This is a genomic window from Synechococcus sp. GFB01, assembly GCF_001039265.1.
Classification (GTDB): Bacteria; Cyanobacteriota; Cyanobacteriia; order PCC-6307; family Cyanobiaceae; genus NIES-981.
In genome coordinates this window covers 1-19881 of the sequence record NZ_LFEK01000037.1, presented here as the reverse complement: position 1 = coordinate 19881, position 19881 = coordinate 1, and the positions used below count along the sequence as shown (strand labels likewise).

Here is a 19881-nt window from a genome sequence, read left to right as displayed (position 1 = left end):
CGCTTCGCGATGGTGGGGTTCGCCGCCGTGCTGCTGATCGAGGCCCTCAGCGGCGACACCTTCCTGCACTGGGCCGGTCTGGTTCCCTGAATGCCCACCTCGATCAGGGGATCCGGATCAGGTCCACCTGCCAGAGGCCGTTGCGGCTCAGCTGCACAGCCAGTTCGCGGCCGTCGGCCCGCAGTTGCACGGCCAGCGGCACCCCCGGTGGGCCGATCGGGATCGGTTGCAGGCTCTGCAGCGAGCGCCGGTAGAGCACCAGCTCCGTGCGGCCTTCCAGATGGCGCACCAGGGCCAGCCGCTCCCCGGAGACATCCACCGATACGCTCAGGGGCTGGGCATCGGGGCGGTTCAGGCCCGGCAGCGGCACCGGCAGACGGCGCTCCAGATCGAGCAGCACCACACGCTCCCGCCCATCGCCGGGGGGGGCGTTGATCAGGGCCAGCCAGCGGCCCGCCAGCGATGGGCGGCGGTTGTTGCCGGCCTGCTCCAGCTGCCGATTCAGCCCGCTCTCCGGCACAGGCATGCCGCCGAGGCAGCCGGGCAGAGCCAGCGCCAGCGGCGCCGTGATCAGGCCCACCGCGAGGTGCCGCATCCACCTCAGCTTCTGGAGCGTTCGCAGGCTCCCAGCGCGGCGCCGTCTCATGGTGGAGCGCCGGTGCTGCGCCCCAGTCGCAGGCCGGGTGGCAGGTCGCGTTCAAGCAGCCCCGAGAGGTCGAACAGGTGCACCTGGCTGCGGCCCTCGCGCTGCAGCTCCAGCGCCAGCCGCTGGCCATCCGGAGCCAGGCTGAGCTGCTCGGGCATCGCATCGCCGGGCAGCGGCAGCCACAGGGGCCTGCCGGTGAGGCGGTCCTCGATCAGCACGGCCCGCTGAGAACCCTGCTGCACGATCACGGCCAGGTAGCGCCCGTTCCAGCTGAGTGAAGGGGAACGATGCGGCAACTGGCCGCCCAGATGGCGCAGCGCCAGCACCCGGCCGCTGGGCTGCTCCTGCAGCATCACCCGCCCGCGCCCCTGGCGCTCCACCACGCTGGCCAGCAGGCGGCCATCGCCGCTCAGGGCGGGATCACGCCGGTTGTCCGTGACTCCGCCGAAACCGGCGGGCCCGCTGGAGCGGCGGCTCCAGAGGCTGCCATCACAGCCCACCAGCAGCGCTGGCACGAGAATGGTGGCCAGAGCCAGCAGGCCGGCCGGCAGCTGCACGGGGTGGCTCAGTCGTCGAAGCGTGAACTGTTGTCGCGGGGGCGAGGCTGGCCGGCGGCTGCTCCGGGCTGGTGCCGGTTGGCTTGATCGGACTGAAATCGGCGTCACTGATCTCGCTGCGGCCCGCGTCCCGGATCGGCGTGCCCTGAGGCCTGCCCTGCGGCATGGCGCCAGGCGGGCCGCTCTCGGGTGCCGTCGGACGGCGGCTGGAGCGCGGCATGGCGTCGCTGCTGGCGGTGGGCGGCTGCCGCGGCGAGGTTCGGGCCCGCTGTCCCGCTCCCGCCGGCGGGCGCCGAACTCGCTCTGCGCTCGTGAGGCGCCGGCGCTGTAGCGGCTGCGCTCGGGGACGCGGCGCTCGTCGTCGCGATCCCAGTCATCGTCGGGGCGGCCGCGGCGGCTGGCGGCCCGTTCGGGGATGGCGGCGCGGCTGCTGCGGCGGGGCCGGTAGAAGTCGTCGTCCTCCTCGCTGCGGGAGGGAATGCGGCGGCGCACCGGCTGGGGTTCGTCAAAGCGGTCGACATCGGCCTCTCCCCAGTTGCTGCCGCCCATGCGCGGCCGGTAGGGGCCGGCGGGAGCGGGTTCCNTCGTCGTCGAAATAGGAGGAGCGGCGCGCCTGCTCGGTGGTCACCCCCNGCAGGCGCACGCTCTCGTAGGCGAAGAACACGGTGGTGCCGGCCAGCAGGAACTGGCCGAACTGGAGGATCGGATCGAGCCGCCAGCCCTGGAAGAAGAGGATGCCGCCGCACAGGAGCCCCACGGCGGCGAAGAAGACGTCATAGTCGCGGGCCAGGGCGGGCTTGAAGCTGCGCATGAAGTAGAGCAGCGCCCCGCCGACCGCCAGCACGATGCCGACGATGCTGGCCCAGTTGAGACTGGCGTTGACCACGGCGAACTGGACCCCGGCTGGCCGGGCCCTTGGAACGATGCCGACACTCTAGGCAGCGTCATCGGCCTGCCCAGGGGCCCGATTGGCCTCGTCCAGCGGCTCGGGGATCAGAGCTTGCGGTCGAGGCGGTCGTTCTGGCTGATCAGAACCAGCGCCACGCTGATCGGCACAACCACGATCACGGCACCCCATACGAGGCTGCTGAGGAAATTGGCGAGAGAAGGGGTCATGGAAGCAGCAGATCCGACGGAGATCCTAGGCAGGCGGCGCTGCTGCCTACGCTTGGCGGCATCGCTGCTTAGAGGTTTGTGACGGCCCTGCCCCCTGGCCTGGTCCTGCCCACCACCCCGCTGGCCTGGCTGCACCTGGGGCTGGGCCTGGTGCTGGCCCTGTGGACTCTGCTGTTCCTGTTCCGGATCGTGCTCACCTGGTATCCCCAGCTCGATCTGAGCCGGGGCATCCTGCGGCTGGTCGGGCTGCCCACCGAGCCCCTGCTCGCTCCGACCCGCCGGCTGATCCAGCCGATCGGCGGCGTGGATGTGACACCGGTGGTGTGGGTGGGGCTCGTGAGCCTGCTGCGGGAGCTGCTGGTGGGACAGCAGGGCCTGCTCACCCAGATGATGATCCGCGCCAGCGTGATGCCGGCCTGAGCGGTTGCCGCCGGCCCGGGGGTCTGTGCCGGGCTCTCAGGGCAGGGGCAGCATCTCCTGCTCCACGAACTTGGTGTGCACGTCACCCGCCTGGAACTCGGGGCGATCCAGCAGTTGAAGGTGAAAGTCGATCGTGGTGGGGATGCCCGTGACGGCGCATTCCGAGAGGGCGCGGCGCAGGCGTTTGAGGGCATGGTCGCGGTCGGTGCCCCACACGATCAGCTTGCCGATCAGGGAGTCGTAGAAGGGCGGGATCTCGTAGCCGGTGTACACGTGGCTGTCGAAGCGCACGCCCGGCCCGCCTGGCGGCAGCCAGCCGGTGATCTTGCCGGGGGCGGGGCGGAAGTTCTGGCGGGGGTCCTCGGCGTTGATCCGCACCTCGATGGCGTGCCCGGTGAGCTTGATCTGCTCCTGGCTCACCGAGATCGGCTCGCCGCCGGCGATGCGCAGCTGCTCGGCGATCAGGTCGACTCCGGTCACCATCTCGGTGACCGGGTGTTCCACCTGGATGCGGGTGTTCATCTCCATGAAATAGAAGTCGCCGCTGCGGTCCACCAGGAACTCCACGGTGCCGGCGCCTCGTAGCCGATCGTGCGGGCGGCGGCCACGGCGGCGTCGCCCATGCGGCGGCGCAGCTCGGCGTTGATCGCCACGCTGGGGGCCTCCTCCAGCAGCTTCTGGTGGCGGCGCTGGATCGAGCAGTCGCGCTCGCCCACGTGCACCACGTTGCCGTGCCGGTCGGCCAGCACCNTGCACCTCCACGTGCCGCGGCCGGTCGATGAACTTCTCCATGTAGAGGCCCGGGTTGCCGAAGGCCGCCTCGGCTTCGCCCTGGGCCGCCTTGAACAGGTTCTCGAGCTGGTCGGCCGAGGGCACCAGGCGCATGCCGCGACCGCCGCCGCCGGCGGTGGCCTTGATCATCACCGGATAGCCCATCGACTCCGCCAGGGCGCGGGCGTCCTCGACGCTCTCCAGCAGGCCCTCGCTGCCGGGGATCGTGGGCACGCCCACCCGCTGCATCGTGGCCTTCGCGGTGGATTTGTCGCCCATCGAGCGGATCGACTCGGGCGAGGGACCCACGAAGGTGATGCCGTGGTCGGCACAGATCTCGGCGAACCTGGCGTTCTCGGCCAGAAAGCCGTAGCCGGGGTGAATGGCATCGGCGCCGCGGGAGGTGGCGGCCGCCAGGATGTTGGGGATGTTGAGGTAGCTCTTGGAGCTGGGGGCCTCGCCCACGCACACGGCCTCATCGGCCAGCTGCACATGCAGGGCGTTGCGGTCGACCGTGCTGTAGATCGCCACGGTGGGGATGCCGAGCTCGCGGCAGCTGCGCAGGATGCGGAGGGCGATCTCGCCGCGGTTGGCGATCAGCAATTTGCCGATGGGCATCAGTGGCGACTCGGCGGCGATGCAGCGGGAATGGGCCGATCGGGACTGTATCAGCGCTCACCGGCCGAGCCGGCGCCGCCGACCGGCAGGGATCCGCACCGGCGATGGGTATATTGCTGGGCGGAGCGCCGACGGCCTCCTCGCACCAGGGCGGGCTTCGGTCCGACCAACAGCCTCTCCGGAGGGCTTCAGCCCTGCGGACAACCACGCGGATGTGGTGGAATTGGTAGACACGCACGTTTGAGGGGCGTGTGGCTTCGGCCTTGCGAGTTCAAGTCTCGCCATCCGCATTTTTCTATTCCCCCACTTGAGCCAGCGGGAACCCGCCCCTTCCGGTTCGGCTCAGCTTCGGGATCCGCCCTCCGTCCCCGGTGATGAGCCTTCTCTGGCCATCGTGCTGGTCAGCAACGGCCCCGGCGAGCTGACCACCTGGGTGCGGCCGGTGGCGGAGCGCCTGCATCGCGATCGGCCCCTGCGGCCGCGCCAGCCTGGTGACCCGTGCCGCCTGGATCTTGTGCTGGTGCCCTGCCCCAACGGCACGGGCCGGGAACACCAGGCCGCAGCCGCCTGGCAGCTGTTCGAGAGGATCGTGCCCGCCCGCCGCTTCTGGTGGCTGCTGCTGCGGCCGGCTCGCTTCGGCCCCTGGCCCCGCCGCGGCGTGGTGGTGTTTCTGGGGGGCGATCAGTTCTGGACCGTGCTGCTCTCCGCCCGGCTGGGCTACCGCCACCTCACCTACGCCGAGTGGGTCGCGCGCTGGCCGCGCTTCAACGACCGGATCGCGGCGATGGGGCCCCAGGTGGTTGAGCGGCTGCCCCGCCGCTGGCGCTCGCGCTGCACCGTGGTGGGCGATCTGATGGCCGATCTGCCCGACCTGCCCCCCAGGCGGAGCAGCGCCTGCCGCCGGGCGAATGGCTGGCCCTGCTGCCCGGCTCCAAGCGCATCAAGCTGCAGGTGGGGATGCCGTTCTTCTGTGCGGTGGCCGATCGCCTGGCCCGGCTCCGCCCGGACTGCCGCTGCGTGATCCCTGTGGCTCCCACGATCGCCGCGGAGGATCTGCTCCCGTATCTGGACCCTTCGGGTCCCATCGCCCGGCACTATGGAGCCCGGCCGGGACGGCTGCTGGAGGACGAGCAGGGCCTGGCGCTGGTGACCGCTGCCGGCACCCGGATCCGGCTGGTGATGGCGCACCCGGCGCATCAGCTGCTGAGCCAGTGTCGCCTCGCCCTCACCACGGTGGGGGCCAACACCGCCGAACTGGCCGCCCTGGGGCTGCCGATGATCGTGGTGGTGCCCACCCACCACCTGGAGGTGATGGAGGCCTGGGATGGGCTGATCGGGCTGCTCGCCCGATGCCCCGGCGTGGGGCGGTTGATGGGGAGAGCCTTCACGGCCTGGCAGCTGCGGCGCCGCGGGCAGCTGGCGCTGCCCAACATCGCCGCGGGGCGCACGGTGGTGCCGGAGCGGGTGGGGCTGGTGACGCCCGAGCAGATCGCCGCTGAAGCGGCCGACTGGCTGGCCAGTCCTGAACGGCTGGCGGGTGTGCGCGAGGATCTCCGCAGCCTGCGAGGCCGGAGCGGTGCCGTCGCGGCCCTGGCGGCGATGGTGCAGGAGCTGTTGCCGGCGGCCTCTGCCTAGGGTTGGAGGCCGTTGCAGCCTGCGATCGCCGATGGCCGCCCCACGCAATCCCGATGACCCCTCCGCCTGCGGTCTTGACAGCGGTCTGGCCCGTGGCCAGGAGGAGGAGCGCTGGCGGCAGCAGCTCACGCCCGAGCAGTTCCGCATCGCCCGCCAGGGCGGCACCGAGCGGGCCTTCAGCGGCGCCTACTGGAACCACAAGGAGCCTGGGCTCTACCGGTGCATCTGCTGCGACGCCGAGCTGTTCAGCAGTGCCGCCAAGTTCGATTCGGGCACAGGCTGGCCGAGCTTCTGGGATGGGATGAATCCCGCGGCCATCCGCACCCTCACCGACACCAGCCACGGCATGGTGCGCACCGAGATCCGCTGCGCCAACTGTGATGCCCACCTGGGCCACGTGTTCAGCGACGGCCCTCAGCCCACCGGGCAGCGCTACTGCGTGAACTCGGCCTCGCTGCGCTTTGAGCCCCGCTGAAGCGGGGCCCTACCAGGGATCCGCCAGATCCTCGGCGTCGACATCGAGCGGCTGATTGCCGGGAGGCCGGGATTCACGCACCGGTCGGGGCCGGGCCTGCAGCTGCCTGGGCTGATCGTCGTAGCGGTCGCGGCGATCCTGATCCAGATCGAGCGGCTCCCGCTCGCGGCTGCTGCGCTCGGGGGCGTAACGGCCGGGCTCAGAGCGCGGGTCGGGCTCCTCCTCGAGGTAGCGGCGGCGGCGCAGCGGTTCGCGCTCGCGCCGTTCGTCGAGCTCCACATAATCGAGCTCCTCCTCCGGTTGGAAGGCCCGGCTGGTGGCGGGCTGGATGCGCCGCTGCTCGGCAGCCGCGGGCAGGCCCGGAGCCAGCTGGTTCTCCACCGGCACCATGCCGCTGCGGTAGCGCTCCCGCTCCTCCTGCTCCCAGCTGGGCCCGCCGATGCCCAGCTTCTCGAGCAGGCCTGTGCCCAGCTGCCGGAGCTTCTCCTCGGCCCCCTCGTACACGATGATCCGGTCGGGCCCGCTGGAGACGATCTCCTCGACGGCCAGCTCCCAGGTGCTCAGCACCCCTTCGCCCAGCAGCGGGATCCCGAGCGCGCCCAGCACCAGGGTGGTGAGTTCGCCGGTCTCGATGTCGAAGCTGAAGCCCAGCACCTTGCCCAGCTGCTGGCCCGCTTCGGTGACCACCTGGCAGTTGATCACCTTGCTGTAGCGATCGGGGTTGAACCCCTCGGCGAGCGAGTCGACCGAATCCACCAGGATCACATCGCCCACCTGGCGGATGCGATCGAGCGGCATCCAGCGCGGCAGGCCCGGCAGGAAGCGGGTCAGCGGGTTGTCGCGCAGGCCGAGGGCCACCACTTCGCGCCGGTCGATGTCGACCACCACCTCGCCCACCACGCCGAGGCGGCGACCGGTGTCGCGGGTGATCACCTGGGTGCCCATCAGCTCCGAGCGCAGCCAGAGGCGGTCGCTGGGTGGTGCGGCGGGGTCGCTGCTGGGTGGGGTCATCGTCATCGCCGCATTCTCCCTTAGCGATCGCAGCAGCGCATCGGTGGGCTCAGGCCGCGGCGGGCGGCAATCCCACCACCTGGGTGTGGGCGCCGCGGGCCTGGGTGACCCCGATCGTGCGGGTGGCGGCGGCGATCATCGGGCGCCGGTGGCTCACCACCAGAAACTGAGCCGCATCGGCCTGGCGGGCGATCAGGCCGGCCAGGCGCTCCACGTTGACGCCATCGAGGAAGCTGTCGACCTCATCGAGCGCGTAGAAGGGGGAGGGGCGGAAGCGCTGCAGGGCGAACAGGAAGCTGAGGGCCGTGAGCGATTTCTCGCCGCCGCTCATCGCCGCCAGCCGCCGCACCGCCTTGCCCTTGGGATGGGCGACCAGGGTGAGACCTCCTTCCAGCGGTGCTTCGGGGTTCTCCAGCTGCAGGTGGCCCTCGCCATCGGAGAGCTCGGCGAAGATCGTGCGGAAGTGGCCGTCCACGGCGTTGAAGGCCTCCAGAAACGCCTCCTGACGCAGGGTTGCCACCGTTTCGATGCGCAGCAGCAGCTCCTCGCGCTCGGTGCTGAGCACGGCCAGCCGCTCCTCCAGATCGGCCAGTCGCTGCTCCAGCTGCTCGAGTTCCTCGAGAGCCAGCATGTTGACCGGTTCGAGGGCCTCCAGGCGGGCCTGGAGGCTGCGCAGCTCGCTCTGCAGCGCCTCCAGACCCGCCTCTCTCACCGCCTCGGGCAGCTCGGGCAGGGGATCGGGCAGCTCCCGCTCCAGCTGGGAGAGCCGCTGCTGTTCGCTGCGCTGCTGCTGCTCGGCCAGGCTTGCCAGCTCCTCGGCGAGGCGCTGCAGCTCCCACTGCTTCTGCTGCAGGGCCTGCCGCTGGGCCCCGAGCTGGGCCTCGGCGGCGTCGCGGGCGCGGCGGCGCTCGCCGAAGCGCGTCTGCAGCTCGCTCTGCTGGCTTTCGAGTGCCGTGCGTTTGCTCTGATCGGCCTGCTGGCGCTCCTTCCAGCCGGCCCGCTCGGCCACCAGGGCGTTCACCGCCGCCACCAGGCGCTGCTCCTCGCTGGCCAGACTCTCCTGCTGGCTGCGCAGCCGCTCGGCCGCCAGCGACCGTTCCCGCCGCTCCGCCAGCAGGGCATCACGCCGCTGGCGGGCCGCGCCCAGGGCCTGATCGGCGGACTCCAGCTCCTGCTGCAACCCCTGCCAGTGGGCGCCATCGCCGGAGGCCTGGGCCGTCGCCTCCTGCTGCTGCAGGGCGGCGAGCTGGTTCTGCAGCGGCGTGAGCTGCTGCTCCAGCTCGCTCTGGCGCTGCTGATCGCGCTGCAGCGCCTGCTGCAGCTGGGCCAGGCGCTCGGCCCGCTGCTCCTGCCGCTGCCGTTGCGGCGCCAGGGAGCGCTGGGCGGCGCTGCGCTCGGCTTCGAGGGCCGCCTGACGCTGCTGCGCCTGCAGCAGCTGGGGCCGCTGGGCTTCCAGGGCCTGGCCGAGCTCGTGCTCCCGGCGCCGGCAGGCCAGCAGGCTCTCGCCCAGCTCCAGCAGCCGGCGCCGCAGCGGCTCGGCCTCATCCCCCTCGCTGCTGCGGCCGAAGCTCAGCTGGCCGCCGCGCTGCTGCAGGCTGCCGCCGGTCATGGCCCCGCTCTTCTCCAGCAGGTCCCCCTCGAGGGTCACGGCGCGGCAGCGACCCAGTTCGCGCCGGGCGTTGGCCAGGTTGTCGAACACCAGGGTGTCGCCGAACACGTAGCGGAAGACCTCGGCATAGACCGGCTCGTGGCGCACCAGATCCACGGCCCGGCCCACCAACCCGCCGCCGCCGGTGCCTGTCGCCGGCCCGGCGCCCCGCCTGCAGGGCAGCGCTGCCGACGGCGGAGCCGCCGGCGCGGATCTTGTTCAGCGGCAGGAAGGTGAGCCGGCCGGCGCGGCGGCTCTTGAGCAGCTCGATCGCCCGGGCGCCGATGCGGTCGTCATCGACCACCACCTGGGCGAGGCGGGCGCCGGCCGCCACCTCCAGGGCAAGGCGGTGCCGCTCCTCCACCTCCCCCAGCTGGGCCACCGGACCGTGGATCCCCTCCAGGCCGGCCTCGAGCAGCACCCGCAGGGCACCGGTGCCGCGGCTTTCCTGAAGGGTTTCGCGGCGACTGTCGAGCCTGGCGATCTCCCGCTCCAGCTGGGTCTGCTCCTGTTCGAGCCGGCTGCGGGTGCGCTGCTGCAGGGCCAGATCCTCGGCCAGCTCCTGCACTTGGCGCTGATGGCTGCGGATCGCCTCGAGCAGCTGTTGCCATTCCTGGTCGCGGGCAGCGAGCAGATCTTCGGTGCTGCGGTTGCTGGCGCCCTCCTGCTGCTGCTCAGCCTGGAGTTCGCTCAGCCGCTCGAGGCTCTGGCGGCAGCGCTCGCCGAGCTGCTGCCGCTCGGCCTCCAGGGGGCCGATGCGCTCGCTGAGCTCCTGGCGACTCTGGCTGCGGCGTTTCTGCTCCTCCAGCCAGCTGCCGGAGCGCCCCGCCACCTCGCCGAGCCGGCGGCGGGAGAGATCCACGGCCGCTTCAGCGCTGCGGCAGGCCGCCTCGGCGGCCTCCAGGTCGCAGGGTCGGCCTCCCGTTCGAGCGTCTGCAGCTGCTGACGCAGCTCGCCCTGCTGGCGCTGCAGCTCGAGGCGCTGGCGCTGCAGCGTTTCGGCCTGCTGCTGATGGCCCTCGGCCTGGCGGGCCAGCTCACGGCCGCTGGCCTCCAGCCCCGCCAGCTCAGCCTGCACCGCCAGGAGCTGGTCCTCGCCCAGGGCCTTGACCTCGGCCTGGAGCTCCTCGAGCGCCCTGGCGGCAGCGGTCACCGCCTGCTCTGCCGCCGCCAGGGCCTCGCGGTCGTCGGCCTGCTGGCGGCTGAGGGACTGCTGACGTCGCTCCAGCTCCGCCAGAGCGGCCTGGGCCGCCTCGAAGGCCAGCACCTGCTCCTGCAGCCGGCCGGTGTGGTGGCGCTCGCGCAGGGCCTGATAGGTGCGGGCCTTGGCGCAGTCGCGCTCCAGCTTCTGGCGGCTCGCCAGCAGTTCCTGCTGCACGATCGCGCAGCGCTCCTGACGCTCCTGCACCTCATCGAGCTTGGTGCGGGTCTGCTCGATGCGGCTGTCGAACAGGGCCACGCCGGCCAGCTCGTCGATGATGCCGCGCCGGTCACGGGCGCTCATCGACACGATGCGGGTCACGTCGCCCTGCATCACCACGTTGCTGCCCTCGGGATCCACCCGCAGCCGGCGCAGCTGGGTCTGCAGCTGCTGCAGGTTGCAGGGCACGCCGTCGGCGCTGAAGCTGCTGGCATAGGTACCGCCCGGTGCCACCCGCAGCCGCCGGCTCACGGTCCATTCGCGCTGCCCTGGCTTGATCCAGGGGCCTTCCTCGGGCGGCTCGAGCCCTACTTCCGCCGCATCGGGCTGCCAGTCGCCGAGGTCGAAGCACACGCTCACCCAGGTTTCGGCGGCCTTGCCGGCCCGCTGCATGGCGCTGTTGATGAGGTCGGGCAGCCGCTCGGCCCGCATGCCGCGGCTGCTGGCCAGACCCAGGCAGAACAGAACGGCATCGAGGATGTTGCTCTTGCCGGAGCCGTTGGGTCCGGTGACCACCGTGAAACCGGTCTCCAGCGGGATCGCCATCGACCCGCCGAAGGACTTGAACTGATGCAGCTCGACCTGCTTGATGTGAACCAAGAGGCCCGTGCGCCGAGCAGCTGAAATGTAGCGGAGGGTTCCCCAAGCTCAACCCCATCCTTAGCTTGTGCTCATCAGCCCGGGTCGGAACCGCACCATGACTTCGGAGATGCCCCCCGAACCCCCCCGCGACCCCGTAACCGATGCGCCCGATGCGCCCGACGGGGCGAGTTCGGAGGCGGCTCCATCCCATTCCGGCCGCACCGGCCTGATGGATCGCTTCGAGGAGTGGCTGCCTGCGATCCAGAAGCGCTGGCCGGACGTGGCCCGCCACACCCTGGAGGCCAGCCGCGGCAGCCTCGATGAGCTGGCCGGCGCGATCGCCGGCCAGACCGGCCGCACCGCCACGGTGGTGAAGCAGCAGCTGCTGGAGCTGATGGACGTGGCGGGTGAGCAGACCGGCCGGCTGGCCGATCAGCTGGAGCCGCTGGAGGCCCAGCTCGAGCGGCTGCTCGATGAGCTCAATGCCACGCTGCGGCCGCGCCTCGAGAAGCCGGTGCGCGAGCGGCCGCTGCTGGCGATCGGCATCGCCGCCGGCGTGGGGGTGGCTGCTGGGCCTGCTGCTGGCTGGCCGTCGTCGCCCTGACCGTCATGACACCCCCGAACGACACGGATCAGTCGCAGGCCCGCCAGCGCGGCGTGGGGCGGGAGGCCGCCGGCCGGGTCGGCGCCCTGATGACCTCGGTGATGGATCTGCATGTGCGCATCGCCCTGCAGGAGGCCGATCGGGAGAAGCGCCGCCTGATCGGCGGCGCGGTGCTGCTGATGGGCGGTCTGGTGGCGCTGCTGCTGGCCCTCGTGGCCGCCGAGCTGGCACTGCTGCTCTGGCTGCATCTGCAGCAAGGCTGGCCCTGGACCCAGGCGGCGCTGGTGGTGGCCGGCCTGAATCTGCTGCTCTCGGGTCTGTTGCTGCGGGTGGGCGGCAGGATGACCCGGGGCCCTTACCTGCCCGCCACCATGGCCGGCCTCACGAAGACGACGCGGGCTCTGCTGGGCCGTTGAGCCAGCGGCACAGGTGAGGCAGGGAGAGGCCCTGTACCAGCAGATTGAAGATCACCACGATGAACACGATGCTCTGGGCGTTCTGCGCCAGCTGATCCGCCAGACCGGGTTCCAGGCCGCGCAGGGTGGGGATCGCCATCACCAGGTTGAAGGAGAGGGCGAGGGGAACAGCGCCGCGCAGCCCGCACCAGGCGATCAGGGCCGAATCACGCCAGTGGAAGGGTGAGAAGCGCTGGAAGCAGAGCACGCTCAGCGGCCGTGCCAGCAGCATCAGCACCGCGGCGATGGTCAGACCCACCGGCAGCNGAGGCAGCAGGTCGGCGGGATTCACCAGCAGCCCGAAGAGGAGAAAGATGCTGATCTCGGTCATGGTGTTGAAGGGCAGCAGCACCTCCTGGATCGTGCGGTGGTTGATGTGCGGATCGCGGTAGTGCATGTTGGTCATGAAGAGACCCGTCACGTACACCGCCACGAAGCCCGAACCGCCGAGCAGCTGGGTGGCGCCGTAGTCGATGAAGGCGATCGACATGGCCACGATCAGCAGCTGTTCCTTGTCGATCACGAATCGGTCCACCACCAGCTTGGCGCCATAGCCGAAGCCCACCCCCACCAGCAGGCCCGAGCCGATCTTCTGGAGCAGATCGCTCACACCGCTGAGCATCATCTGCGGCGCCGGTTGATGCCCTCCCGAGACGCTGAACAGGCCCAGGCCGATGCTGTAGAGGATCAGGGCGGCAGGGTCGTTCACCGACGACTCGAACTCGAGCAGATGCCTCACCCGCTCCGGCACCCGGCGTTGCACCTGCCGCAGCACGCTGAGGGTGGCGCCGGCATCGGTGGAGCCCAGGCAGGCGGCGATCAGCATCGCCGCCCCGAGCGGCATCGCGTCGTGGAAGCCCTTCGCCAGGTGGGCGCCACTGGGTGAGGCCAGCAGGTCGATGGCCACGCCGAGCACCAGGGTGGAGAGCGCCACGCCACCGATGGCCAGCATCAGCCCGTATTCGAGAAAGCCGCGGATCGATTGCAGATCGGTCTTGAGGCCGGCATAGAAGAGCAGCAGTGCCAGGGAGAAGACCTGCAGCTTGGCCACTTCGGATGGGTTGACATCCAGGCTGCCGAGGTTGATCGCCAGGCCCAGCAGCAGCACCCCCAGGATCGCCGGGATGCCGATGCGCACCGAGAAGCGGCTGATGATCAGCGTTCCGAGGTACACGATGCCGATGACCAGGACCTGGGCCTCGATCGGCACGCTCGACAGCGGCATGGGCGTGGCGACGTTGACCTGAACCTAGGAGTGGCGGCCGGTGTGATCCAGATTCAGCGGATCGCGTAGTGCAGCCAGCGGCAGTCGATGCCGCCGTTGCTCACGGGGATGCGGCGGCTCGCCCTCATGCGCAGGGCGCCGGTGAGCTCCGGGTTGCCGCTGAGCAGCCACAGATCCCAGCCGCTGCAGCGTTGCTTCACCATCGTCCCCAGATCGGCGTAGAGCGCTTCCAGCTCTCCCGGTTCGCCGAGACGCTCGCCGTAAGGGGGATTGCACACCAGGATGCCGGGACGATCGGGGGGCTGGAAGTCGCGGAAGTCGCCCTCCTGCAGCTCGATCCAGGGGGCCACCCCGGCGGCGGCGGCGTTGTGCCTGGCCTGGCTCAGCACCTCGGGGTTCTGCTCCAGGCCCAGCAGCGGCGCCAGGGGCCGGCCATCGGCCAGCCGATCGCGGGCCAGGTTCCGGGCCGCCTCCAGCTCCTGCCGCCAGAGGGCGGCATCGACATCGGGCCAGCGCCCCAGGCTGAAGCCCCGGTCCAGGCCCGGTGCCCGGCCCAGCGCCATGCAGGCGGCCTCGATCAGCAGGGTGCCGGAGCCGCAGAGGGGATCGGCCAGGGGCACGGAGCCATCCCAGCCGGTGAGGGCGATCAGGCCGGCGGCCAGGTTTTCCTTGAGAGGGGCCAGGCCCATGGCGGCCCGGTAGCCGCGGCGGTGCAGGCTGGTGCCGCTGCCATCGAGGCCGAGCACCGCCTCGCCGCCGCCCAGGTGCAGGTGGAAGCAGCGATCGGGGTCGTCCAGTTCCACCGAGGAGCGGCGTCCGAACTGCTGGCGCTGCAGATCCACCAGGGCGTTCTTCACCTCCAGGGCGGTGTAGTGGCTGTGGGCCAGGCCCGGGGCCGAACCGGTGGCGTCCACCCGCAGGCTGGCCTCCGGCGCCAGCCACTCCTGCCAGTTGGGCAGGGTCTGCAGCGCGGCCTGCACGCCGGCATGGAGCTCCTGGCGGCTGCGGCAGGGGAAGCGGGCCAGCTCCCGCAGCAGGCGGAACGGCAGCCGCGCCTGCAGGTGCAACCGCACATAGCCGGCCAGGTCGGTGCGGAAGCGCACGGCCCTGCGGCCTGCCGCCACCTCATGGCAGCCCAGGGCCCGCAGTTCCGCCGCGGCCGGCTCCTCCAGGCCTGGGGGCACCACCGCGATCGCGGCGAAGGAGGTCATCCCCGAAGAAACAGGAGGGGCCATGGGGCATGCTTCAGCTGGGGCCAAGCGGCCACGTCAACCACCTCAGCACGGGCAGGCGCTTCAGGTGGTCCCACCCAGCCCCAACGGCACCGGGGCCGTGATGGTGCCATCGAGGCTGGTGAGGGTGTGGGCATCGCGGTAGAAGCGCGGCGTGCTCAGCAGCAGCCGCCAGGCCTGGTCGGCTCCCAGCAGGCGGTAGCGCTCGGGGTAGAGGTGCATCAGCAGCTCCCGCACCTGGGGGTAGTAGCTGCTGTTCAGCCCCGGAAACACATGGTGTTCGCTGTGGTGGGAAAAATTGCTGTGCAGCAGATCGAGCCAGGCGGGCACCCGCAGCGACAGGGAGCTCACCAGGGGATCGTTGTCCTCGGTGAGCGGGGACAGCATGTGATTGGTGTAGATGTACGCCATCGACATGGCGTAGCCAGTCAAAGCGGCAGGAAATAGCCCAGCAGCAGGGGCAGGGGCCGCAGGCCGATCCAGCCGATCACCAGGCCATGCAGCGCCACCAGCAGCAGCAGTTCGGCGGCGATCGTGCGGCGATCTGCCGGGCTCACCGGGAAGGCCGCCGGCGTGAAGCGGCTGGCGCCGGGGCCTGCGGAACCGTCGTCGCTTCCAGAGTTGCCCAACAGCACCTCGCAGCTGGTGCGGAAGTGGTGCAGGGGCCAGGCGCTGGTCATCCCCAGCACCAGCAGCAGGGGGTTGCTTTCCGAGGAGGGGGCGATGGCCCGGAACAGGCGCTTGCCCCAGCTGCTGGGCTGGCTCTCCAGATAGCTGCGGTCGGGGTCCGCCAGGCCATTGGTGTGGCTGTGGTGCTCGCGGTTGTGCACGGCCTGCCAGAGGGTGGGCGTCATCCAGGAGACGCTGAAGGCCGCCATGGCTGCCAGGCGCCGCAGGCTCCGGCTGCGGGGGAAGGATCCGTGCATCAGGTCGTGGGCCGCCAGACCGAGCACCAACACGCTGTTGCCCATTACCAGGGCCAGGGGCAGCCAGGCCAGCAGCCAGGGCCGGGGCCACTGGTGCAACTGGGCCGCCATGGTCCAGCCCAGCAGCAGGATCGCGGCGTTGATGGCCACCAGGGCCAGGCGGTGAGGGCTGGTGCGGAAGGCTTCGGGGGGAAGCAGGGACCGCAGCTCTCGGGCCACGCTGCTGGCTGGTTGGCGGTCGCTGGGAGGCTGGCGGTCGGGGCGGAGCGACGGGAGGGAAGCCGAGGGGTCTGGGGAGTCCGGATGGGCTGCCCGTTTGGAAAGGGTTCTCAAGAAAAAGGGGGTCTGACCTTCAGGGGTAGGCACACCTGGGCCTGCCGCAGCCCCAGGGCTCTCCATGATGGCGAGCGGTTCGGTGATGCCCACCCCTGCGGTCCCGGCCCGTTGCTGCCACAATGACGGAGTCCGGTTCCGGCCGGACTAGGTGGCTCACACCAGTGTTTCGGACAGCGGTTCGATTCCGCTCAGCTCCATTCCCCCGGCCCCCGGCCCNTCCGGGTGGACATTCACGGGGCTGCAATGGTTTCGACGGGGCATGAGGAGAGTGACTGAAGCCTGCTCGGTGAGAGCAAACCCGTAACAGCGAACAACATCGTTCGTTTCTCCCGTCAAGCCGCCCCCGTGGCTGCCTGACACTCTTAAGGGAGATGGGGTGAGGTCAGCCTTATCACCCAAATGACCCATGGGCCNTGGAAGGGGCCTTTTCATTTCTACAGCTTGGGTCTCGGCGTCAAGCTCAACGGCTGGATTCCTGGCCGTGGATAAAGCTGTGGATAAAGTCGTTCTGGTGAGCTGGCGACTCTTTTCGGTAGTTGACACAACCCCTAGGTTGCTCTTGCTGACGCGACGGGCGAGCTCCATGTGGGCCAACACCGTCGGGACGCTCACACAAGTGAGGGTTGCAGGGCGATGAGTTCAACCACCAAAACTCGGGCACTGCTAAGCGCTTCCTTCGGAAGAGCGGTGGGTTCACCAACTCCGGTGCCAATGGCTCGAAGTAAGAACCCCAACCCGTTTGTGCGCGGTCGTCGGATCGCTGTCAGCAAGCGCGTCGAAGGAACGACTGAAGATGCAGTCGCCCTCGGCCATGACGCCAAGACCCTTGGCGTCGAGTGGATTCCTCTTGTGATGGATTTTCCTCAGGAGGCCCAAGGGGTATTGCGGCGAGTCGGGAAGGCACTGGGTCTCACCTAGAACCCAATGACAACTCGAGCATCCTGGGTGCCATCGGCCGTCATGGCCGAGGCCCTCGGCATCCACAAGCAGACTCTCTTGAAGCTGCGCCGCAGCAAGTTCTCACCCTTTGAAGAGGGGAGAGACTACCGGTGGGGTGGACTCACCACAGGCGGCAATCTCCAATGGCAGTGGGAAAAGACTGAGGAGTCCTTCACCAACTTCCGACGGATCCCTGCCAGCAGGTTGGAGACGTTTGCCAGCACCCTCAACCAGGGAGGAGTGCGGGCATGAATACGCTCCGATCCAAGGAGGTTCGGTTAGCCCTTGCCGAACAAGCCTTCAGCTCCACTGTTGACTTCGACGCCGCTCGCCAGTTCCTCGGTGCCCTCGGCAAGCCCAAGGGCTCGATCCGCCTGCGTGGCTTCTACGCCAAGTCCGACCCGCGCAAAGCCGAAGACCGTGGCGCCAAAGGCGAGCCCACCAAGGCCCTCGTCGAGTCCTGGGTGGCCGACAAGCGGGGCGTCTACGTCGTCATCAACAACGGCGGCGACAAGGACGCCGACATCACCGAGTGCATCGCCCTCTTCGTCGAGTGGGACGACAAGCCCAAGGACTGGCAGCTCACCGCCTGGCAGGAGCTTGGCCTGCCCGAGCCCAGCCTCCAGGTCGACACCGGCGGCAAGTCCATCCACTCCTACTGGATCCTCTCCGAACCCGTTTCACCCGAGGCCTGGAAGTCCGTCCAGTCCCGCCTGCTCGAGTACGCCGGCGCCGACCGCTCTCTCAAGAACCCATTCAGGGTGATGCGCCTCCCTGGCACCCCGCACCCGGAAACCGGTGTGCTGGCGCAGGTCATCCATCAGTCGGACAGCCGGCCCGACATCGGCGACTTCGACCGCCACCTGCCAGAACCTCAGCGCGAAGGCCACCACCGCGCTGCTCGCACCTTCACCGACTACGAGGCCCAGGGGCTCGACGAGATCCGCGACGCCCTGGCGGCCATTTCACCCCGCGTCCCCGGCACCGGTACCTACGATATCTACCACAACCTCCTCTGGGGCCTGATCAAGGCCGTCGAGGAAGCCGGCGGTAACGCCGACACCGCTATCGGCCTCATGGCCGCCCACTCCCCTCAGTGGAAGGGCATCGACCAGGTGGCCAGCTCCGGTGGCGAGCAGACCAGCGCCGGCACCTTCTGGTACTGGGCCAAGGAGAACGGCTACCGACAGCCTCATCGCCGTCGGTCATCCGCTCGGCGACCTCCCTCGTCGTCCCGCCGCATACGTCGCTGCTGAACGCAGGAGGGCACTCCGTGGATAAGTGGCTCAAGCTCATAAGGCGACTTAAGAGGCTTCAGGTTAGGGAAACTCTGGATAACCCGGCCAATCCACGCGACAATGTCTCTGTGATCGCTGGGCATGGCTGGTTTTCATGGGCGGCAAGCAGCTCGGATTCGGTGATTACGAGCAGACCACCGCGAGGAAACGCACCAAGAGGGAGCATTTTCTGGGCCAGATGCAGGCAGTTGTGCCCTGGAAGGCGCTGATCGATCTGATTGAGCCCTACTACCCCAAGACTGGTTCCAAAGGCGGCCGCCCTCCCTACCCGTTGGAAATCATGCTGCGGATTCACCTGATGCAGCAGTGGTACGACCTCAGTGATCCAGCAATGGAGGATGCGCTGATCGAGGTCCCGACGATGCGTCGTTTTGCGGGCATCAACCTGATCAGCGACAGGATCCCGGATGAAACCACGATCCTCAGCTTCCGCCATCTATTGGAGAAGCACGATCTCGGCAAGCAGATCTTTGAGACGGTGAAAGCCCACCTCAAGGCCAACGGCATGGCCATGAAGCAGGGCACGATCATCGACGCCACCCTGATCGCAGCCCCCAGTTCCACAAAGAACAAGAAGGGCGAGAGAGATCCCGAGATGCACCAGACCAAGAAGGGGAACCAGTGGTATTTCGGGATGAAGGTCCACATCGGTGTGGACAAGGACAACGGCTTGATCCACTCAATCGAAACGACCTCTGCCAATGTGCATGACCTGACCCCGGCCGCAGAGCTGCTGCATGGACAGGAGACGATGGTCTACGCCGATTCCGGCTACCAGGGGATTGAGAAGAGAGAAGAGATGAAAAGCAAGGCTATCGGCTTCCGCGTCGCTATGCGGCCGGGGAAGCGGCGTGCTCTACCCGATACACCGGAAGGGAGGCTGGATGATCTGATCGAAACCGCCAAGCTCACATCCGCGCCAAAGGTGAGCACCCATTCCGCGTGATCAAGCGCCAATTCGGCTTTCAGAAGACCCGCCTGCGCGGCATGCTCAAGAATGGCTGCAAGGTCAACGTGCTGGCAGCCCTCGCGAACCTATTCATGGCTCGTCATCTGTTGCTATGCAAGACGTGATTATGGGAGAGGTGTGCCTGCCAGGGGCAGCATTGCTCGGAATTGGACGAGATCAGGCCGGAAAAGTACCAGAATCTGGCTGAATGACGCTTGATCAGCCCTAAAACTGTTTACAACAAGCAAATTGACGCTCAAGCCGCTCTATGCGGGCTTGTTGCTCAGAGCATCCTTAGTTCTTGACCAGTTCTTTATGCGTGTCCATTCAACCCTTGCTTCGCTTAATGTGTAGCGACCTAATCCTCTTCCATAGACACCAATTCGCACTGATATCTGTTTACCTCCTCGTCCACTTGGGAAACGCATTCTTCCCTCAAAGGATTTGCCACCACCTGCTTTAGTTGGTTCAATAACTAAGAACAGTGAGTCACCGACAGACTTATTCTGTCTACGATCCCCTGGTTGAAGTGAACGAATTTGAGCATCATTTAAATTCATAGGTTAAACTCCTTAAATATTAGATAAGTTATTTGCAACAAAAATGCGTTCATGTTGATTAGATCAGTGTAAACGCAAATAGTGAGCGATCTAGTTATTTGTATTATAATCGCTTCTCGCAAAGTTGGTACGCTAAGCGCTTCCCCCTGCATTGACCTAAAATTATCCCTTGCTTCCGCAGAATTGCAATATTATGTGCCACTTGCGAGACTGGCACCCTTTTTACCGCAGCCATTTAGCGCCTTTTCTCTTCCTCGCTTGCCCCGGAGCTCTTTTCCCAGCAATGCGTTGTAGGTCTCAATTTCTATGCCGCTAGTCAGAATCTAAGTCGTAGGGAGTGCTTGAAGATATTTCGGGAAATGCACCCTGGGCGCCAATCCAACAACACCAACCCATTCCAACAACACATCTCCCAAATCCCACAACACATCCCACAACACAGGACCGAGACCTCATGGC

General features: G+C 68.2%; 15 protein-coding genes, 1 tRNA gene and 5 pseudogenes. 10 read left to right on the top strand and 11 right to left on the bottom strand.

From position 1 onward, the window contains the following. A pseudogene (locus SYNGFB01_RS06195) lies at positions 1-90 on the top strand (high light inducible protein); the annotation flags it as partial. A 13-nt stretch (positions 91-103) separates the two neighbouring features. Here SYNGFB01_RS06195 and SYNGFB01_RS06190 read toward each other — a convergent pair. The 4 genes from SYNGFB01_RS06190 to psbX all read right to left on the bottom strand — a co-directional run bounded on the left by SYNGFB01_RS06190 (position 104) and on the right by psbX (position 2319). Next, positions 104-595 (bottom strand): hypothetical protein, encoded by a 492-nt coding sequence (locus tag SYNGFB01_RS06190; protein ID WP_053068363.1) that lies wholly within the window; start codon positions 593-595, stop codon positions 104-106. Between the two features lie 47 nt (positions 596-642). Next, positions 643-1752 carry a hypothetical protein gene (locus SYNGFB01_RS16295; RefSeq protein WP_369795494.1) on the bottom strand — a complete coding sequence of 370 codons (1110 nt, stop codon included), beginning with the start codon at positions 1750-1752 and terminating at the stop codon, positions 643-645. Further along, positions 1709-2089: a Ycf66 family protein gene (locus tag SYNGFB01_RS16290; RefSeq protein ID WP_369795493.1), complete on the bottom strand. Its 381-nt coding sequence runs from the start codon at positions 2087-2089 to the stop codon at positions 1709-1711. Before SYNGFB01_RS16290 ends, SYNGFB01_RS16295 begins: the two co-directional genes overlap by 44 nt. A gap of 107 nt (positions 2090-2196) precedes the next feature. After that, entirely contained in the window at positions 2197-2319 is a 123-nt protein-coding gene (gene psbX, locus SYNGFB01_RS06175; RefSeq protein WP_048017360.1) for a photosystem II reaction center X protein, read from the bottom strand. 87 nt (positions 2320-2406) lie between these two features. On the opposite strand from psbX, the gene SYNGFB01_RS06170 reads away from it, so the two are divergent. Beyond that, complete coding sequence (locus SYNGFB01_RS06170; RefSeq protein ID WP_082325902.1) at positions 2407-2739, top strand: YggT family protein; 333 nt, start codon at positions 2407-2409, stop codon at positions 2737-2739. 36 nt (positions 2740-2775) lie between these two features. Here SYNGFB01_RS06170 and accC read toward each other — a convergent pair. Continuing rightward, positions 2776-4128, bottom strand: a pseudogene (accC, locus tag SYNGFB01_RS06165) (acetyl-CoA carboxylase biotin carboxylase subunit). Between the two features lie 208 nt (positions 4129-4336). On the opposite strand from accC, the gene SYNGFB01_RS06160 reads away from it, so the two are divergent. The 3 genes and pseudogenes from SYNGFB01_RS06160 to msrB all read left to right on the top strand — a co-directional run bounded on the left by SYNGFB01_RS06160 (position 4337) and on the right by msrB (position 6238). Then, positions 4337-4418, top strand: a tRNA-Leu gene (locus SYNGFB01_RS06160). Positions 4419-4513: 95 nt separating this feature from the next. Beyond that, positions 4514-5763, top strand: a pseudogene (locus SYNGFB01_RS06155) (glycosyl transferase). A gap of 31 nt (positions 5764-5794) precedes the next feature. Beyond that, on the top strand, positions 5795-6238 hold the full coding sequence (gene msrB / locus SYNGFB01_RS06150) for a peptide-methionine (R)-S-oxide reductase MsrB (RefSeq protein WP_082325901.1): 444 nt from the start codon (positions 5795-5797) through the stop codon (positions 6236-6238). A gap of 9 nt (positions 6239-6247) precedes the next feature. On the opposite strand, the gene SYNGFB01_RS06145 is transcribed toward msrB, so the two are convergent. Together SYNGFB01_RS06145 and smc are read right to left on the bottom strand one after the other, a co-directional pair. Beyond that, positions 6248-7255: a PRC-barrel domain-containing protein gene (locus tag SYNGFB01_RS06145; protein WP_048017358.1), complete on the bottom strand. Its 1008-nt coding sequence runs from the start codon at positions 7253-7255 to the stop codon at positions 6248-6250. A 43-nt stretch (positions 7256-7298) separates the two neighbouring features. Continuing rightward, positions 7299-10916: pseudogene (gene smc / locus SYNGFB01_RS06140) on the bottom strand (chromosome segregation protein SMC). Positions 10917-11025: 109 nt separating this feature from the next. Here smc and SYNGFB01_RS06135 point away from each other — a divergent pair. Further along, positions 11026-11502: a hypothetical protein gene (locus SYNGFB01_RS06135; protein ID WP_369795492.1), complete on the top strand. Its 477-nt coding sequence runs from the start codon at positions 11026-11028 to the stop codon at positions 11500-11502. 5 nt (positions 11503-11507) lie between these two features. Further along, positions 11508-11918: a phage holin family protein gene (locus tag SYNGFB01_RS06130; RefSeq protein WP_048017357.1), complete on the top strand. Its 411-nt coding sequence runs from the start codon at positions 11508-11510 to the stop codon at positions 11916-11918. Here the strand turns inward: SYNGFB01_RS06130 and SYNGFB01_RS06125 are convergent. The 3 genes and pseudogenes from SYNGFB01_RS06125 to SYNGFB01_RS15315 form a co-directional block, all read right to left on the bottom strand. Continuing rightward, complete coding sequence (locus SYNGFB01_RS06125; RefSeq protein WP_048017356.1) at positions 11884-13182, bottom strand: cation:proton antiporter; 1299 nt, start codon at positions 13180-13182, stop codon at positions 11884-11886. The two genes, SYNGFB01_RS06130 and SYNGFB01_RS06125, sit on opposite strands and share 35 nt — an antisense overlap. Before the next feature lie 53 nt (positions 13183-13235). After that, positions 13236-14393: a class I SAM-dependent RNA methyltransferase gene (locus SYNGFB01_RS06120; protein WP_048017355.1), complete on the bottom strand. Its 1158-nt coding sequence runs from the start codon at positions 14391-14393 to the stop codon at positions 13236-13238. A gap of 84 nt (positions 14394-14477) precedes the next feature. Then, positions 14478-15385 (bottom strand): annotated as a pseudogene (locus SYNGFB01_RS15315) (fatty acid desaturase). 1251 nt (positions 15386-16636) lie between these two features. Here SYNGFB01_RS15315 and SYNGFB01_RS06110 point away from each other — a divergent pair. The 3 genes from SYNGFB01_RS06110 (at position 16637) to SYNGFB01_RS06100 (ending at position 18987) form a co-directional block, all read left to right on the top strand. Then, positions 16637-16867, top strand: a complete 231-nt coding sequence (locus SYNGFB01_RS06110; RefSeq protein WP_048017354.1) for a hypothetical protein — start codon at positions 16637-16639, stop codon at positions 16865-16867. Beyond that, complete coding sequence (locus SYNGFB01_RS06105; protein ID WP_053068360.1) at positions 16864-17871, top strand: hypothetical protein; 1008 nt, start codon at positions 16864-16866, stop codon at positions 17869-17871. The genes SYNGFB01_RS06110 and SYNGFB01_RS06105 overlap by 4 nt, the downstream gene beginning before the upstream one ends. Before the next feature lie 136 nt (positions 17872-18007). After that, a protein-coding gene (locus SYNGFB01_RS06100; protein ID WP_235299957.1) for an IS5 family transposase occupies positions 18008-18987 on the top strand; the annotation gives its coding sequence in 2 pieces (ribosomal slippage) (positions 18008-18815 and positions 18815-18987; 981 coding nt in all). A 141-nt stretch (positions 18988-19128) separates the two neighbouring features. Here the strand turns inward: SYNGFB01_RS06100 and SYNGFB01_RS16285 are convergent. Further along, the gene (locus tag SYNGFB01_RS16285) at positions 19129-19422 is read right to left on the bottom strand and encodes an Arm DNA-binding domain-containing protein (protein ID WP_072061509.1); all 294 of its coding nucleotides are present in this window, start codon (positions 19420-19422) and stop codon (positions 19129-19131) included. Between the last annotated feature and the right edge of the window lie 459 nt (positions 19423-19881).